General features: G+C 72.1%; 14 protein-coding genes and 1 tRNA gene. 10 read left to right on the top strand and 5 right to left on the bottom strand.

The features are described from left to right. Positions 1 to 11 precede the first annotated feature (11 nt). Positions 12 to 2,891 (top strand): penicillin acylase family protein, encoded by a 2,880-nt coding sequence (locus tag OG624_RS17585; protein WP_033223812.1) that lies wholly within the window; start codon positions 12 to 14, stop codon positions 2,889 to 2,891. 23 nt (positions 2,892 to 2,914) lie between these two features. Here OG624_RS17585 and OG624_RS17580 read toward each other — a convergent pair whose 3' ends face one another. Next, complete coding sequence (locus OG624_RS17580; RefSeq protein WP_033223813.1) at positions 2,915 to 3,529, bottom strand: 5-formyltetrahydrofolate cyclo-ligase; 615 nt, start codon at positions 3,527 to 3,529, stop codon at positions 2,915 to 2,917. Positions 3,530 to 3,624: 95 nt separating this feature from the next. On the opposite strand from OG624_RS17580, the gene galU reads away from it, so the two are divergent. From galU to OG624_RS17545, 7 genes are all read left to right on the top strand, one after another. Next, entirely contained in the window at positions 3,625 to 4,527 is a 903-nt protein-coding gene (gene galU, locus OG624_RS17575; RefSeq protein WP_033223814.1) for a UTP--glucose-1-phosphate uridylyltransferase GalU, read from the top strand. Positions 4,528 to 4,531: 4 nt separating this feature from the next. Continuing rightward, the gene (glp, locus tag OG624_RS17570) at positions 4,532 to 5,899 is read left to right on the top strand and encodes a molybdotransferase-like divisome protein Glp (protein ID WP_266360837.1); all 1,368 of its coding nucleotides are present in this window, start codon (positions 4,532 to 4,534) and stop codon (positions 5,897 to 5,899) included. A 74-nt stretch (positions 5,900 to 5,973) separates the two neighbouring features. Then, positions 5,974 to 6,453 (top strand): cyclic pyranopterin monophosphate synthase MoaC, encoded by a 480-nt coding sequence (gene moaC, locus OG624_RS17565; RefSeq protein WP_033223815.1) that lies wholly within the window; start codon positions 5,974 to 5,976, stop codon positions 6,451 to 6,453. Positions 6,454 to 6,521: 68 nt separating this feature from the next. Continuing rightward, positions 6,522 to 7,043, top strand: a complete 522-nt coding sequence (locus tag OG624_RS17560; RefSeq protein ID WP_033223864.1) for a MogA/MoaB family molybdenum cofactor biosynthesis protein — start codon at positions 6,522 to 6,524, stop codon at positions 7,041 to 7,043. Positions 7,044 to 7,060: 17 nt separating this feature from the next. Continuing rightward, on the top strand, positions 7,061 to 7,669 hold the full coding sequence (locus OG624_RS17555) for a GNAT family N-acetyltransferase (protein WP_033223816.1): 609 nt from the start codon (positions 7,061 to 7,063) through the stop codon (positions 7,667 to 7,669). Between the two features lie 180 nt (positions 7,670 to 7,849). Then, positions 7,850 to 8,890 (top strand): divisome protein SepX/GlpR, encoded by a 1,041-nt coding sequence (gene sepX / locus OG624_RS17550; protein WP_033223817.1) that lies wholly within the window; start codon positions 7,850 to 7,852, stop codon positions 8,888 to 8,890. Between the two features lie 78 nt (positions 8,891 to 8,968). After that, positions 8,969 to 9,042: transfer RNA gene (locus OG624_RS17545), tRNA-Ala, on the top strand. 95 nt (positions 9,043 to 9,137) lie between these two features. On the opposite strand, the gene OG624_RS17540 is transcribed toward OG624_RS17545, so the two are convergent. Further along, positions 9,138 to 9,449, bottom strand: coding sequence for a hypothetical protein (locus tag OG624_RS17540; protein WP_033223818.1), 312 nt, complete (start codon positions 9,447 to 9,449; stop codon positions 9,138 to 9,140). A 117-nt stretch (positions 9,450 to 9,566) separates the two neighbouring features. Further along, a complete protein-coding gene (locus OG624_RS17535; RefSeq protein ID WP_033223865.1) occupies positions 9,567 to 10,553 on the bottom strand; it encodes an aldo/keto reductase in 987 nt (328 codons plus the stop codon). A 128-nt stretch (positions 10,554 to 10,681) separates the two neighbouring features. Between OG624_RS17535 and OG624_RS17530 the strand changes: the two genes are divergently transcribed. Further along, positions 10,682 to 12,043: a CoA transferase gene (locus OG624_RS17530; protein ID WP_371639574.1), complete on the top strand. Its 1,362-nt coding sequence runs from the start codon at positions 10,682 to 10,684 to the stop codon at positions 12,041 to 12,043. Positions 12,044 to 12,190: 147 nt separating this feature from the next. Here the strand turns inward: OG624_RS17530 and OG624_RS17525 are convergent, their stop codons facing one another. Beyond that, the gene (locus tag OG624_RS17525) at positions 12,191 to 12,688 is read right to left on the bottom strand and encodes a GNAT family N-acetyltransferase (protein WP_266360831.1); all 498 of its coding nucleotides are present in this window, start codon (positions 12,686 to 12,688) and stop codon (positions 12,191 to 12,193) included. A gap of 38 nt (positions 12,689 to 12,726) precedes the next feature. On the opposite strand from OG624_RS17525, the gene OG624_RS17520 reads away from it, so the two are divergent. After that, positions 12,727 to 13,530, top strand: a complete 804-nt coding sequence (locus tag OG624_RS17520; RefSeq protein WP_266441986.1) for an exodeoxyribonuclease III — start codon at positions 12,727 to 12,729, stop codon at positions 13,528 to 13,530. Here the strand turns inward: OG624_RS17520 and OG624_RS17515 are convergent. Beyond that, on the bottom strand, positions 13,512 to 14,213 hold the full coding sequence (locus OG624_RS17515; RefSeq protein ID WP_371639573.1) for a MerR family transcriptional regulator: 702 nt from the start codon (positions 14,211 to 14,213) through the stop codon (positions 13,512 to 13,514). The genes OG624_RS17520 and OG624_RS17515 overlap by 19 nt on opposite strands. Positions 14,214 to 14,289: the final 76 nt, after the last annotated feature.

The raw sequence follows: 14,289 nt of genomic DNA, 5'->3' as shown, positions 1-14,289 counted from the left end.
TAAGGACAGCGATGCCCGCCAACGAAACCGCTCCTCCCGTCAAGAAGAAGGGACGACGCGCCCGTCTGATCGTGCTCGTCCTGGTCCTGGCTCTCGTCGCGGGCCTCGGCTACGGGGCGTACTGGAGCGTGGACGGCGTGCGCGCCTCCTTCCCCCAGACGACCGGCTCCCTCAAGGTGCCGGGCCTGACCGGGACCGTCGACGTCAAGCGCGACGCCCACGGCATTCCCCAGCTCTACGCCGACAACGACGACGACCTCTTCCGCGCGCAGGGCTTCGTGCACGCACAGGACCGCTTCTGGGAGATGGACGTCCGACGTCACATGACGTCCGGCCGGCTCTCCGAGATGTTCGGCTCCGGCCAGGTCGAGACCGACGCCTTCCTGCGCACGCTGGGCTGGCGCCAGGTCGCGCAGGAAGAGTTCGACAAGAAGCTCTCGACCGAGACCAAGAAGTATCTCCAGGCCTACGCCGACGGGGTCAACGCGTATCTGAAGGGGAAGTCCGGCAAGGACCTCTCCGTCGAGCACGCGGCCCTCAAGCTCACCGACGACTACCGGCCCGAGCAGTGGTCGCCGGTGGACTCGGTGGCCTGGCTCAAGGCGATGGCGTGGGACCTGCGCGGCAACATGCAGGACGAGATCGACCGCGCGCTGATGGCGACCAAGCTCTCGCAGGCGCAGATCGACGAGCTCTACCCGCCCTACCCCTTCGACCGGAACAAGCCGATCGTCGAGGGCGGCAAGGTCGACGGCGGCAAGTACACCCCGCAGGGCGTCACGGGCAGCGGCTCGGGCACGGGCACGGGCACCGGCACCGGCTCGGGTAACGGGACCGGCTCCGGCGGCAACACCGTCGGCGGCCAGACCTCGACCGTCACGGGTCCGATCGGCGGCCCGGCCAACGGGCTGGCCGACAACGTCGCCGCCCAGGGCGCGACCGTGGGCCTGCGCACCCAGCTCACCTCCCTCGCCGACACCCTGGACAAGATCCCCGCGATCCTCGGCCCCAACGGCAGCGGCATCGGCTCGAACTCCTGGGTCGTCTCCGGCAAGTACACGACGACCGGCAAGCCGCTGCTCGCGAACGACCCGCACCTGTCCCCGCAGCTGCCCTCGGTCTGGTACCAGATGGGCCTGCACTGCCGCACGGTCTCGGCCCAGTGCCAGTACGACGTGGCCGGCTACACCTTCTCGGGCATGCCGGGCGTGGTCATCGGCCACAACACCGAAATCGCCTGGGGCATGACCAACCTCGGCGCCGACGTGACCGACCTCTACCTGGAGCAGGTCAAGCCCGAGGGCTACGTCTACGACAACAAGGTGCTCCCCTTCACCACCCGTGAAGAGGTCATCAAGATCGCGGGCGGCGACAGCAAGAAGATCACCGTCCGGACCACCAACAACGGCCCGCTCGTCTCGGACCGCAGCGAGGAGCTCGGTACGGTCGGCAGCCGCGCCCCCGTCGCCAGCTCCGCCCCCGACCGCGGTGACGGCTACGCCGTCGCCCTGCGCTGGACGGCGCTGGACCCGGGCAAGTCCATGGACGCGGTCTTCAAGCTCGACCGGGCCAAGACCTTCGACGACTTCCGCAAGGCGGCCGCCGACTTCGAGGTCCCGTCCCAGAACCTGATCTACGCCGACAACAAGGGCCCCAACGGCAACATCGGCTACCAGGCTCCGGGCCGCATCCCGATGCGCGGCCAGGGCGACGGCCGGATGCCCGCCCCGGGCTGGGACTCCAAGTACGCCTGGAAGGGCGCCAGGGACGGCAACGCCGGCTACATCCCGCAGAGCGAGATGCCCTGGGACCAGAACCCGTCCCGCGGCTACATCGTCACCGCCAACCAGGCGGTCGTGGAGACCGGGACCGGCGCCGGCAAGTACCCGAACCTGCTGACCACCGACTGGGGCTACGGTGCCCGCAGCCAGCGGATCAACGACCTCATCGAGGCGAAGATCAAGGACGGCGGTCGGATCTCGACCGACGACATGCGCACCATGCAGATGGACAACAGCAGCGAGATCGCCGCGCTGCTGACCCCGATGCTGGCGAAGATAGAGGTCTCGGACCCGGGCGTGCGGGCCGCGCAGAAGCTGCTCGACGGCTGGAACTACACGCAGGAGCCCGACTCGGCGGCCGCGGCCTACTTCAACGCTGTCTGGCGCCACATCCTCAAGCTGTCCTTCGGCGACAAGATGCCCAAGGAGCTGCGGATCGAGGGCAGCTGCATGAGCGTCGTCGGCAACGGCACCGGCCCGGCCGACGACCTCGCCAAGACGGTCCGCGAATGCGGCACCCGGGACGCCGACTCGGCGCAGCCCGACGGCGGCGACCGCTGGTTCGAGGTGGTCCGTCGCCTGGTCAAGGACGAGAAGTCGCCGTGGTGGACCACCCCCAGGACCGTCACCCTGCCGGCGGCCACCAACCGTGACGAGCTCTTCGCCCGGGCCATGCGCGACGCCCGCTGGGAGCTGACCGCCAAGCTCGGCAAGGACCAGTCCACCTGGAGCTGGGGCCGGCTGCACCAGCTGACGCTGAAGAACCAGACGATCGGCACCGAGGGCCCCGGCTTCATGCAGTGGCTCCTCAACCGCGGCCCGTGGGACGTGGGCGGCGGCGAGGCCACGGTCAACGCGACCGGCTGGAACGCCTCCAGCGGGTACGGGGTCACGTGGGTGCCGTCGATGCGCATGGTCGTGAACCTCAACGACCTCGACAAGTCGCGCTGGATCAACCTGACGGGTGCCTCGGGGCACGCGTACAACGCGCACTACACGGACCAGACGACGATGTGGGCCAAGGGCGAGCTGCTGGAGTGGCCCTTCGGCAAGGAAGCCGTCGACAAGGCCACGGTCGACACCCTGACCCTCAAGCCCGAGGGCTCGTAGGGTTCAGGGCGCGGATCAGGTCGTCACACACTGAAGCGGCGCACCCCTGACGGGGTCGCCACCGCTCGTACGGGGTGGTCGTGCGGTTCCTCCGGAACCCGCGCGACCACCTCGTCGTCGTAGAGGAGCACCACCAGCGCGGGATGCGCCCCGGCGCGTTCCAGCCGCTCCAGCACCCGGTCGTACGAGCCTCCGCCGCGGCCGAGGCGCATCCCCCGGCCGTCCACCGCGAGCCCGGGCAGCAGCACGGCGTCGGCCCCGGTGACCGCGTCCGGTCCGAGCGCGGGGCCGGTCGGCTCCAGGAGCCGCATCTTGCCCGGGTGGGCGGCCTCGGCGAGCGAGGCCGGGCCCTCGTACGCGGCCCAGTCGAGGTCGTTGTCGGGCAGCAGCAGCGGGAGCAGCACCCGCTTGCCGGCCGCGCGCAGGGCGTCGAGGAGGTCCCGGGTGCCCGGTTCGGTGCCGATCGAGACGTACGCCGCCACCGTGCGGGCGTCGGCCAGTTCGGGCAGTTCGAACGCCCTGACGGCGAGTGCGGTGGCCGCCGTGCGGCACTGTTCGGGAGACAAGGCGCGGCGCGCGGAGAGCAGTTCTCGGCGCAGCTCGGCCTTGGCGGAAGCGGTGGGCGGGTTCTCTGCCACGAGGAAATCAAATATCCTTCCGAATCGGGGCATACCTGTATCTACCTGCTGCGGTCCCGTCCGGTGTTCGACGGAAGGCCACTATCGTTCGGGGCATGACTATGTTGCACCCCGTGATCAAGAAGGCCGTGATTCCGGCCGCTGGCCTCGGTACTCGCTTCCTCCCGGCGACGAAGGCGACCCCGAAGGAAATGCTCCCGGTTGTGGACAAGCCGGCCATCCAGTACGTGGTCGAGGAGGCCGTCGGGGCCGGGCTCGATGACATTCTCATGATCACTGGGCGTAACAAGCGTGCCCTGGAAGACCACTTCGACCGGAACTACGAGCTGGAGTCGGCCCTCATCGCCAAGGGCGACGACGACCGCCTGAAGAAGGTCCAGGAGTCCAGCGACCTGGCGACCATGCACTACGTCCGCCAGGGCGACCCGCGGGGCCTGGGCCACGCGGTGCTGTGCGCCGAGCCGCACGTCGGCCGCGAGCCCTTCGCCGTCCTGCTCGGTGACGACCTCATCGACCCGCGCGACCCGCTGCTGCGCCAGATGGCCGACATCTACGCCCGCACCGGCGGCACCGTCATCGCGCTCATGGAGGTCGACCCGGCCAACGTCCACCTCTACGGCTGCGCCGCCGTCGAGGCCACGGACGAGGAGGACGTGGTCCGCATCACCGGCCTCGTCGAGAAGCCGGACCCCCAGGACGCCCCCAGCAACTACGCGGTCATCGGACGTTACGTCCTCAACCCCGCGATCTTCGACATACTGCGGGAGACCGAGCCGGGCCGCGGTGGGGAGATCCAGCTCACCGACGCCCTGCAGAAGCTGGCCGCCGACGAGACCGTCGGTGGTCCGGTGCACGGCGTGATCTTCCGGGGCCGTCGCTACGACACCGGGGACCGCGGCGACTACCTGCGGGCCATCGTCCGTCTCGCGTGCGAGCGCGACGACCTGGGCCCCGAGTTCCGCACCTGGCTTCACCGTTACGTCACGGAGGAGATGTAGCACCTTGAGCAGTTCCGCACCGCAGCATCCACGCTTGGAGGGCGACCACCGTCTGTGGTCCGTGGACGAGCACCTCGCGGACGTCCTCTCGGCCGTCCGGCCGTTGGAGCCCATCGAGCTCCAACTGCTGGACGCCCAGGGCTGTGTCCTGGTCGAGGACGTGACCGTGCCCGTCGCCCTCCCGCCCTTCGACAACAGCTCCATGGACGGCTACGCCGTCCGAACGGCCGACGTCCAGGGTGCGAGCGAGGAGTTCCCCGCGGTGCTGACGGTCGTCGGGGACGTCGCGGCGGGCAGCGGTGAGCTGCCCACCGTGGGCCCCGGCGAGGCTGCCCGGATCATGACCGGCGCCCCGCTGCCGCCCGGCGCGGAAGCCGTCGTACCGGTCGAGTGGACCGACGGCGGCACGGGCGGCGGCGCGGCCGCCGGGATGACCCCGGCCAGCGCCGCCCCCGAACACGCGGGCGGCGAGGTGCGGGTGCACCGCGCCGCCGAGGCCCGGGCGCACGTCCGCGCGCGCGGCAGCGACGTCCAGGCCGGCGACCTGGCCCTCGCGGCCGGCACGATCCTCGGCCCGCCCCAGATCGCCCTGCTGGCCGCCATCGGGCGCGGCACCGTACGGGTGCGGCCGCGCCCCCGCGTGGTGGTCATGTCCACCGGCAGCGAGCTGGTCCAGCCGGGCGAGGCGCTCACGGCGGGCACCATCTACGACTCCAACAGCTTCGCGCTGGCCGCGGCCGCGCGGGACGCCGGAGCCATCGCCTACCGTGTCGGCGCCGTCGCGGACGACGCCGACACCCTGCGCGCCACCATCGAGGACCAGCTGATCCGGGCCGACCTGCTGGTCACCACGGGCGGGGTCAGCGTCGGCGCGTACGACGTCGTCAAGGAGGCCCTGTCCTCCGTCGGGCACTCCGACGCGGTCGAGGGCGACGGCGAGGACGTCGACGGCGGCCGGATGGACTTCCGCAAGCTCGCCATGCAGCCCGGCAAGCCGCAGGGCTTCGGCACGATCGGCCCCGACCACACCCCGCTGCTGGCGCTGCCCGGCAACCCGGTGTCCTCCTACGTCTCCTTCGAGCTGTTCGTGCGCCCCGCGATCCGCGCCCTCATGGGGCTGCCGGAGTCCGAGGTCCGGCGGCCGAGCGTGCGCGCGGTGCTGAGCGCCGACAAGGCACTCGGCTCCCCGGCCGGCCGCCGCCAGTTCCTGCGCGGCACGTACGACGCCGAGAACGGCACGGTCAGCCCGGTCGGCGGATCGGGCTCCCACCTGATCGCCGCGCTGGCGCACGCGAACTCCCTGATGGTCGTACCGGAGGACGTCACCTCGGTGGAGCCGGGGACCGAGCTCGAAGTGATCCTGCTCGGCTGAAGTCGGGCCGGTGCGGGTAGCGTGTGTCGCACCACACAGGCTCCCTGGGGAGCCCAGAGCGGAGCGGCGCAGCAATGAGTACCGAAAGCAGGCTCACCCACATCGACGAGGCCGGCGCGGCCCGGATGGTCGACGTGTCCGGGAAGGACGTCACCACCCGGACGGCACGGGCCAGCGGACGCGTCCTCGTCGCCCCGCGGGTGATCGAGCTGCTGCGCGGCGAGGGCGTCCCCAAGGGCGACGCCCTCGCCACCGCGCGCATCGCCGGGATCATGGGGGCGAAGAAGACCCCCGACCTGATCCCGCTCTGCCACCCGCTGGCCGTCTCGGGCGTCACGGTGGACCTGCGGGTCGCCGACGACGCGGTCGAGATCCTCGCCACCGTGAAGACGACCGACCGCACGGGCGTCGAGATGGAGGCGCTGACCGCCGTCGCGGTCGCCGGCCTCACCGTGATCGACATGGTGAAGGCGGTCGACAAGGGCGCGGTCATCACGGACGTCCGGGTGGAGGAGAAGACCGGCGGCAAGTCCGGCGACTGGACGCGCTCGTGAACGCCCCGCGCGGCGGCGACGTGCACAGCCACAGCCACAGCCACAGCACCCCTACCCCGGCCGAGCCGGTGGGGTCCCCGCGGACGCTCGGCCGGGCGCTGGTCGTCACGGCCTCGAACCGCGCCTCGCAGGGCGTCTACGCCGACAAGGGCGGCCCCCTGCTGGCCGAGGCGCTGGAGCGGCTCGGCTTCACCGTGGACGGCCCGCGGGTCGTCCCGGACGGCGACCCCGTGGAGCAGGCGCTGCGCGAGGGCGTGGCCGCCGGGTACGAGGTCATCCTGACCACCGGCGGGACCGGGATCTCGCCGACCGACCGCACCCCGGACGCCACCGCGCGGGTGCTGGACTACGAGATCCCCGGCATCCCGCAGGCCATCCGTGCCGAAGGCCTGGCGAAGGTGCCGACCGCGGCCCTGTCCCGGGGCCTGGCGGGGGTGGCCGGGCGCACCCTCATCGTCAACCTCCCCGGCTCGACGGGCGGGGTCCGCGACGGCCTCGCCGTCCTGGCCCGCGTCCTGCCGCACGCGGTGGACCAGATGCGGGGCGGAGACCATCCCCGACCGGCGGCACCCTCCGGGAGCGCGAGCTGAACGGCCCGACCTGGCCGGTGGTCCTGTCGGACGGCGATGTCACCCTCCGGCCGATAAAGCTGCGGGACCAGAAGGCCTGGCGCGAGGTCAACCGGCGCAACCGTGACTGGCTCCGGCCGTGGGAGGCCACGATCCCGCCGCCCGCGCCGTGGGGGCCGGTGGTCCAGCGGCCCACGTACCGCCAGATGGTCCGCCATCTGCGGGCGGAGGCGAACGCGGGCCGGATGCTGCCCTTCGTCATCGAGTACCAGGGCCGCCTGGTGGGCCAGCTGACGGTCGCCGGGATCACTTGGGGGTCGATGTGCGCCGGCCACATCGGCTACTGGGTGGACCGCGAGGTGGCGGGCCGCGGCGTGATGCCGACGGCGGTCGCGTTGGCCGTGGACCACTGCTTCGGGAAGGTCGGCCTGCACCGGATCGAGGTGTGCATCCGCCCCGAGAACATCCCGAGCCGACGGGTCGTGGAGAAGCTGGGGCTGCGCGAGGAGGGGCTGCGGCCGCGCTATCTGCACATCGACGGGGCCTGGCGCGACCACCTCGTCTACGCGGTGACGGTCGAGGAGGTCCCGGACGGGCTGCTGCGCCGTTGGCACCGGGCGCGCCACTCGCCGTCCCCGCCGAAATAGCGTAGGTCGCACCGCACGCGGATAAACGAATATCTGTTCGAATTAATGGCCTCGGGTAACCGATTCGCCCATAACCTGATCCGAAGAATCACAAAAAAAGTCCGTGATATCAGCGAGATCGTGCGACACACCGGCCCAATTGGCCGATCCCCTCGGCCGCGCCCCTCTACGGTGTGAGGTGTGAGCAGCAGCGGCCTCATCTACGCAGTCATTGTCGGGGCCTGGGCCGCCTACTTGGTGCCCATGTGGCTCCGGAGGCAGGACGAGCTGAACGAAGCCCGTCCGACGGAACGCTTCTCCACTGCCATTCGGCTGCTTTCCGGCCGAGCGGGAATGGAGCGCCGTTACGCCAAGGGGCTGCGTGAGCGCGGTGACGAGCAGGCGGAGCCCCAGCCCCACGCGGACCCGGACGCCGCGACGGAAACGGTTGATTCCGTCGACGCCGACGCCCGGGCCTTCGGCGTGCCCCCGACCAGGGCGGAGCCGAGACCGGCCGCCGTCGAACGGGAGCAGCGCGCGGAGCGGGCCCGGCGCGAACAGCGCCTCCAGGTCCTCGCGCGCCGCCGGCGCACCACCGCGCTCCTCTTCCTGGTCTTCACCCTCGGCGCGGTCGTCGCCGCGGTGGGCGGCCTGCACTACCTGTGGGCGCCCGCCGTACCCGCACTGCTGCTGAGCGCGTACATCGTGCACCTGCGGGTCCAGGAACGACGGCGCTACGAGTTCACCATGGACCGGCGGCGCGCCGAGGCGGCCGCGCGGCAGTTGCGGGAGAACCGCCCGAGCCGCCGCGAGCCCGAGGCCGCGTCGGGCGGCGAACCGGACCCTGCGCCACCGGTCTCCCCGCAGGAGGCCGGACGGCGCGCACTGGTCGAGCAGACCGATCATGCCGAGTGGGTGGACCAGCAGCGCGAGCGCGAACGCGGCCCCGCCCGCGGTGAGAGCTGGGAGCCCGTCCCGGTCCCGCTGCCGACGTACGTGACCGCCCCGGTGGCCCCCCGCGCCACGGGCCCGGCGGCCCCGGACGCCTGGAGCGCGACCCGCTCCAGTACGGCCGAGCCGACGGAACCCCGCCTGCGCGCCCAGCCCGCGGCCCCCAAGTCGGAGCTGGGGCCGGACCCGAAGGCCCAGACCACCCCGCGCCCGCGCGGCCAGGGCAGGGGACGCACCCCGCTGTTCGACCAGTACGAGGGCGAGGACCGCCCGCGCGCCGCGAACGAGTGATCGATGACCTGCGCGGACGCTCCGAGATATCGGTTTTGGAGCACCCGCGCGGGGATGCTAATGTTTCACACGTCGCAAGGGCCTGTGGCGCAGTCTGGTAGCGCACCTCGTTCGCATCGAGGGGGTCTGGGGTTCAAATCCCCACAGGTCCACAGACGACAGTTCGCGAGTAGCTCTCGGGAACGTCACGAGATCCCGTCCGGTCGAAAGACCGGGCGGGATCTCGGCGTTTGTGGAGCGTGCCGCGTCAGCAGCGGTAGCCGTCGGGGACCTGGAGAAGGGCCACAAAGATCCACACCATGGCTGCGGAGCCGACCGTGCCGCCCAGGAGGGCGACCGTGAGGTTCCGACGTCCCACGGACCCGATGAGCACCGCCCACCACACCGCTGCCGTGATCGCGAGCAGAGCGCCGTAGAAGGTCGACGCGAGCCCGTTGGCCGCGCCGTTCACCCCTACGTCACAGGCCCGCCAGGCGGCTGCCAGCAGTACCGACCCGAGCGCGCCGGTGGCCAGACCGGCCACGGGGGCGACCGCACAGCCCCACTGCCCCCGCGTCACTTCCGACTCCTGACCTGCGGGACGTTCTCGTCGTTGCGCTGCGCTTCTTCCATCCGGTCCATCGCGTCGTCGATCCCTTGCCGGAGCTGTTCCTAGGTCAGGTTGTCGTCGTACTTGTCAGTGCGCCGTGTCGAGGCGGGTGCGCTGGTCCGGGGTGAGGTCGAGGTCGACCGCGGCCAGGTTCTCCTCCAGCTGGGCCACCGAGGAGGCACCGACCAGGGGCAGGACCGGTATGTCGCCGCCCATCAGCCAGGCCAGTACCACCTGGTTGACGGTGGCTCCGGTCTCGGCGGCCACCTCACGGACCGCGCGCAGCCGCGGCTCGGTACCCGCGTGGTCGAAGCCCGGACCCAGCGGCTTGTCCTCGCGGACGTAGGCGCCGGCGATCAGCGGGGAGTACGCGACCTGCGTCAGCGCCGGGTTGTCCCGGACGTAGCTGAGCAGATCGCCGCCCACCAGGCCCTGGTTGCCGTCCGGCGAGCGCAGGCTGGGCAGATCGGCGCGCTGGCGCAGGTAGCTGTGGTGGTGCTGGAGCACCTCGTAGCCGGGGACGCCGGCCGCCGCGGCCAGCGTCCGGGCGCGCTCCACCCGCCAGGCCCAGTGGTTGCTCGCGCCCAGCAGGCCCGCCGTGCCGTCCGCGACGACCTCGGCGAAACCGCGGACGGTCTCCTCCAGCGGGGTGTTCTCGTCCATGATGTGCGCGTACAGCAGGTGGATGCGTTCGATGCCGAGTCGCTCCCGGCTGCGCTCCGCGGACTCCCGGATGACCTTCGCGGACAGCCCCTCCACGTCGAGGCTGAAGCCGCTCGTGGGCTGGTTGGGGCGGGCGCCCAGCTTGGTGGCGACGGTGATCTCGTCGCCGATGCCGCGGCTGCGCAGCCAGCGGCCGACCAGTTCCTCGCTCTCCCCGCCCTGGGTGCCGTTGACCCAGAACGCGTAGTTGTTGGACGTGTCGACGAAGGTGCCGCCCGCTTCCACGAAACGGTCGAGGATCGCGTACGACGTGGCCTCGTCGACGGTGGTGCCGAAGGTCATCGTGCCGAGGCTCAGCACGCTCACTTCGCGGCGGGTCTCGACGGCGGTGCCGATGACGCGGTACTTCACGGTGATGCCTTTCGGTTCAGGGATGTCCGGCCCGCAGGCCGGCCGCACAACGTACCCGACGACTCCGGCGGGGCGAAGTGCTTATTTCCTTGGCCTCGTCGGGGAGTTGGGCGAGCGAAGATGCGTCCATGACGATCGGTGAGGAACGAAGCAGCGGAACGGCCCAGGCCTGGGAGGCGCTCGGCGGGGCGCCCGAACTCGCCCTGCGGGTGCGCCACCGCGGGGTCGGCGATCTCGAACAAGGGCCGCTGCCGGTGGCCGAGTTGGCGCGCGCCACCGTCGCGGCCTGCGGACTGGCCGCCGGGGAGCTCGCCGCGGTGCGGGCCGGGGGCGGGGTGGAGGACGTGGCTCCGCTGGTGGTGGACGAGGGCGCGGTGGCCACGGCGTTCGTCAGCGAGCGGCACCTGCGCGTCGAGGGGCGCGCACCGGTGACCTTCGCGCCGTTGTCCGGCTTCTGGCGGACGGCGGACGGCTGGGTACGGACGCACGCCAACTATCCGCACCACGAGGCCGCCTTGGTACGGGCCCTGCGGCTGCCGTCGGCGACACCGGAGGCGGTACGCGCGGCGGTCGGCGGGCGGACGGCGGTCGAGGTGCAGGAACTCGCCTACGGGGAGGGCGGACTCGCCGTCGCCGTGGCGCGGGAGTACGGGGAACCGCAGCCGCTGCTGGAGCCCGTACGGGCATCAGGGGCGCGGGGCCGGCCGCTCGGCGCGGCCCCGGCCGGCCGGCCCGCCGCGGGGGTGCGGGTGCTGGACCTGACCCGGGTCATCGCCGGGCCCGTCGCCACGCGCACGCTCGGGCTGCTGGGGGCGGACGTGCTGCGGATCGATCCGCCGGGGCTGCCGGAGTCGGACGACGCGTACGCGGACACCGGCTTCGGGAAGCGGTCGGCGCTGCTGGACCTGGCGGAGGCCGAGGACCGGGCCGTCTTCGAGGGGCTGCTCGCCGAGGCGGACGTGGTGGTGACGGGCTACCGGCCGGGGGCGCTGGAACGGTACGGGTTCGGGGCGCGGGAGCTGCTGGAACGGTGGCCGGGTCTGGTGGTGGCCGAGCTGTGCGCGTGGGGGTGGCGGGCGCGGGGCCCTTGGGCGGGGCGGCGGGGGTTCGACTCGCTCGTGCAGGCGGGGTACGGGATCGCCGCGGCGTGTGGGGAGCCGGGAGGGGAGCCCGGAGTGCTGCCGGCGCAGGCGTTGGACCACGGGACGGGGTATCTGGTGGCGGCCGGTGTGCTGCGGGCGCTGGCGCAGGGCGGTGGGCGGGGGCTGCGGTTCTCCCTGGCGGGGACCGCGTCGTGGCTGGTGCGGGGGCTGGGGCGGGAGCCGGGGCGGGAGCCGGTGGGGGCCGGGGTGGGGTACTCGGCGGAGCCGTGGCTGCGGGTGACTCCGTCGGGGTACGGGGTGCTGCGGCACGCCGCCAGTCCCTTCGGGGAGTGGGCGGTGGGGCCGTCGCGGTGGGGGGCCGATCGGGCCGGCTGGCTCCCGCGGTAGGTGGGTGGGGCCGGGGGTGGGTGCGGGGGGATGGGCGGGTGCGGCGCCGCTGCCGGGGGCGCCGCCCCCGGACCCCCGCGCCTCAAACGCCGGCGGGGCTGGAGGGGGGCGCCTCGGACGTCGGCGGGGCTGGAGGAGCCGGGCGGGTCAGGCTTCGGTCAGGGGCTTGGTCATGCAGCGGCTCGACTCGTAGAAGCGGTAGTGGCCGAACTTCTCCGACAGGGCGTAGCCCGAGGAGAGGTACAGGGCTATCGCCTCCGGCTGCTGGTCGCCCGTCTCCAGGACCATGCGGTGGCGGCCCGCCGCTCGGGCGTCCTCCTCCAGGATCGCCAGGATGCGGCGGGCGAGGCCCAGGCCCCGGGCCTCCGGGACGACGTACATGCGCTTGAGCTCCGCGTCGCCGTCCGCGTAGCCCTCGTCGTTCTCGTCCTGGGTGCGCCAGCCGCCGCTCGCCACCGGGGTGCCCGTGGCGTCGTACGCCAGCAGGTACAGGCCGTGCGGCGGCACGAACATCGCCGGGTCGAGGTGGGTGGCGTCGCCCTCACCGTCGTACCGCTCCTGGTACTCCAGCTGGACCTGGTCGTTGAGTTTGACCGCGTCCGGGTGGTCGTACGGCACGGTGCGGAGGTCTATCCGGTGAGACATTCGAATATCGTACGGAACCCTCCCGCTATGGTGCTGGGATGCTCACTGTGACCTCCGTGAATGTGAATGGGATCCGCGCCGCCGCCAAGAAGGGCTTCGGGGCGTGGCTCGACGGAACCGACGCCGATGTGGTCTGCCTGCAGGAGGTACGGGCCGAGGAGGGGCAGATCCCGACCGAGATCCGGACCCCCGCAGGTTGGCACACCGTCTTCGCGCCGGCCGCGGCCAAGGGGCGGGCCGGGGTCGCGCTCTACACGCGGCGGGAGCCCGAGCGCGTGCAGGTGGGATTCGGCAGCGCGGAGTTCGACGACAGCGGCCGGTACCTGGAGATCGATCTGCCGGGTGTGACCGTGGCCAGCCTCTACCTGCCCTCGGGCGAGGCCGGGACGGAGAAGCAGGACGAGAAGTACCGGTTCATGGACGAGTTCCTGACGTACCTGGCGGCGTTGAAGGTGCGGGCCGCCGCCGACGGCCGCGAGGTCGTGGTGTGCGGTGACTGGAACATCTGCCACCAGGAGGCCGACCTCAAGAACTGGAAGACGAACCGGAAGAACGCGGGCTTCCTCCCCGAGGAGCGGGAGTGGCTCGGCAAGGTGTACGCGCAGGCGGGCTACGTCGACGTGGTGCGGGAACTGCACCCGGACACCGAGGGTCCGTACTCCTGGTGGTCCTACCGCGGGCGGGCCTTCGACAACGACGCCGGCTGGCGGATCGACCTCCAGGTGGCCACCCCCGGGCTGGCGGCGAAGGCGGTGAAGGCCTTCGTGGAGCGGGCGGAGACGCACCCCGAGCGCTGGTCCGACCACGCGCCCGTGACCGTCGTCTACGAGCTGGGCGTCTGACCCGGGCCGTCCGGGCCGCCCGAAGCCAGTAGGCGGTCCATCGCCATCGTCAGCTCGGCCTCGACCACGCTCTTCGCCAGCGGGCGCAGGCGGGTGAGCGCGTCGGGTGACATGTGGGCCGATATGAGCTCGGTGAAGAGCAGGGCCATCGCGTCCGCGTGTTCGCGGACGCGGCGGCCGGTCTCCAGGACGGCCGCCAGCGGCACGCCCTCGCGGACCAGGGCCGAGGAGACGTCCAACAGGCGGCGGCTGACGTGCACGATCGCGTCGCCGTCGACGGCGACGTAGCAGAGGTCCAGCGAGGCCGCCAGGTTCTCCGGGGTGACCTCGCCCTCGAAGTAGTCGGCGAGCGCCTCCGGGGTGAGCCGGACCGGGGTCTCCTCGGACCAGCCGATGCCGAGCAGCTCGCCGAGCTGGCCGACGTCGCGACCGCTCTCGAAGGCGGCGGTCAGCTCGGCGATGCCGCCGAGGGTGTGGCCGCGTTCCAGCAGGGCGGCGATGGTGCGCAGCCGGGCCAGGTGGTGATCGTCGTACCAGGCGATGCGCCCCTCGCGGCGGGGCGGTGGGAGCAGTTTGCGCTCGCGGTAGAAGCGCAGGGTGCGGACCGGGATGCCGGCCGCTTCGGCCAGTTCCTCCGTGCGGTACTCGCGCACCGTCTTCGCTCGCGTCTCTTCCTTCTCCACAGACGCACCTTATGGCGTACCGGCAGTAACTTTCCGGGTCCGCCCCCTACCCATGAGTACGGAGCTGCTCTACCCT

The organism is Streptomyces virginiae (assembly GCF_041432505.1).
GTDB lineage: Bacteria > Actinomycetota > Actinomycetes > Streptomycetales > Streptomycetaceae > Streptomyces > Streptomyces virginiae_A.
The sequence above is the reverse complement of the archived record's forward strand: the minus strand, read 5'-3'. Positions and strand labels throughout refer to the sequence as shown.

Coding starts and splice junctions, on each gene's coding strand:
- OG624_RS17585 (WP_033223812.1), top strand. CDS start 12: ATGCCCGCCAACGAAACCGCTCCTCCCGTCAAGAAGAAGGGACGACGC.
- galU (WP_033223814.1), top strand. CDS start 3,625: ATGACTATGTTGCACCCCGTGATCAAGAAGGCCGTGATTCCGGCCGCT.
- moaC (WP_033223815.1), top strand. CDS start 5,974: ATGAGTACCGAAAGCAGGCTCACCCACATCGACGAGGCCGGCGCGGCC.
- OG624_RS17530 (WP_371639574.1), top strand. CDS start 10,682: ATGACGATCGGTGAGGAACGAAGCAGCGGAACGGCCCAGGCCTGGGAG.
- OG624_RS17525 (WP_266360831.1), bottom strand. CDS start 12,688: ATGTCTCACCGGATAGACCTCCGCACCGTGCCGTACGACCACCCGGAC.
- OG624_RS17520 (WP_266441986.1), top strand. CDS start 12,727: ATGCTCACTGTGACCTCCGTGAATGTGAATGGGATCCGCGCCGCCGCC.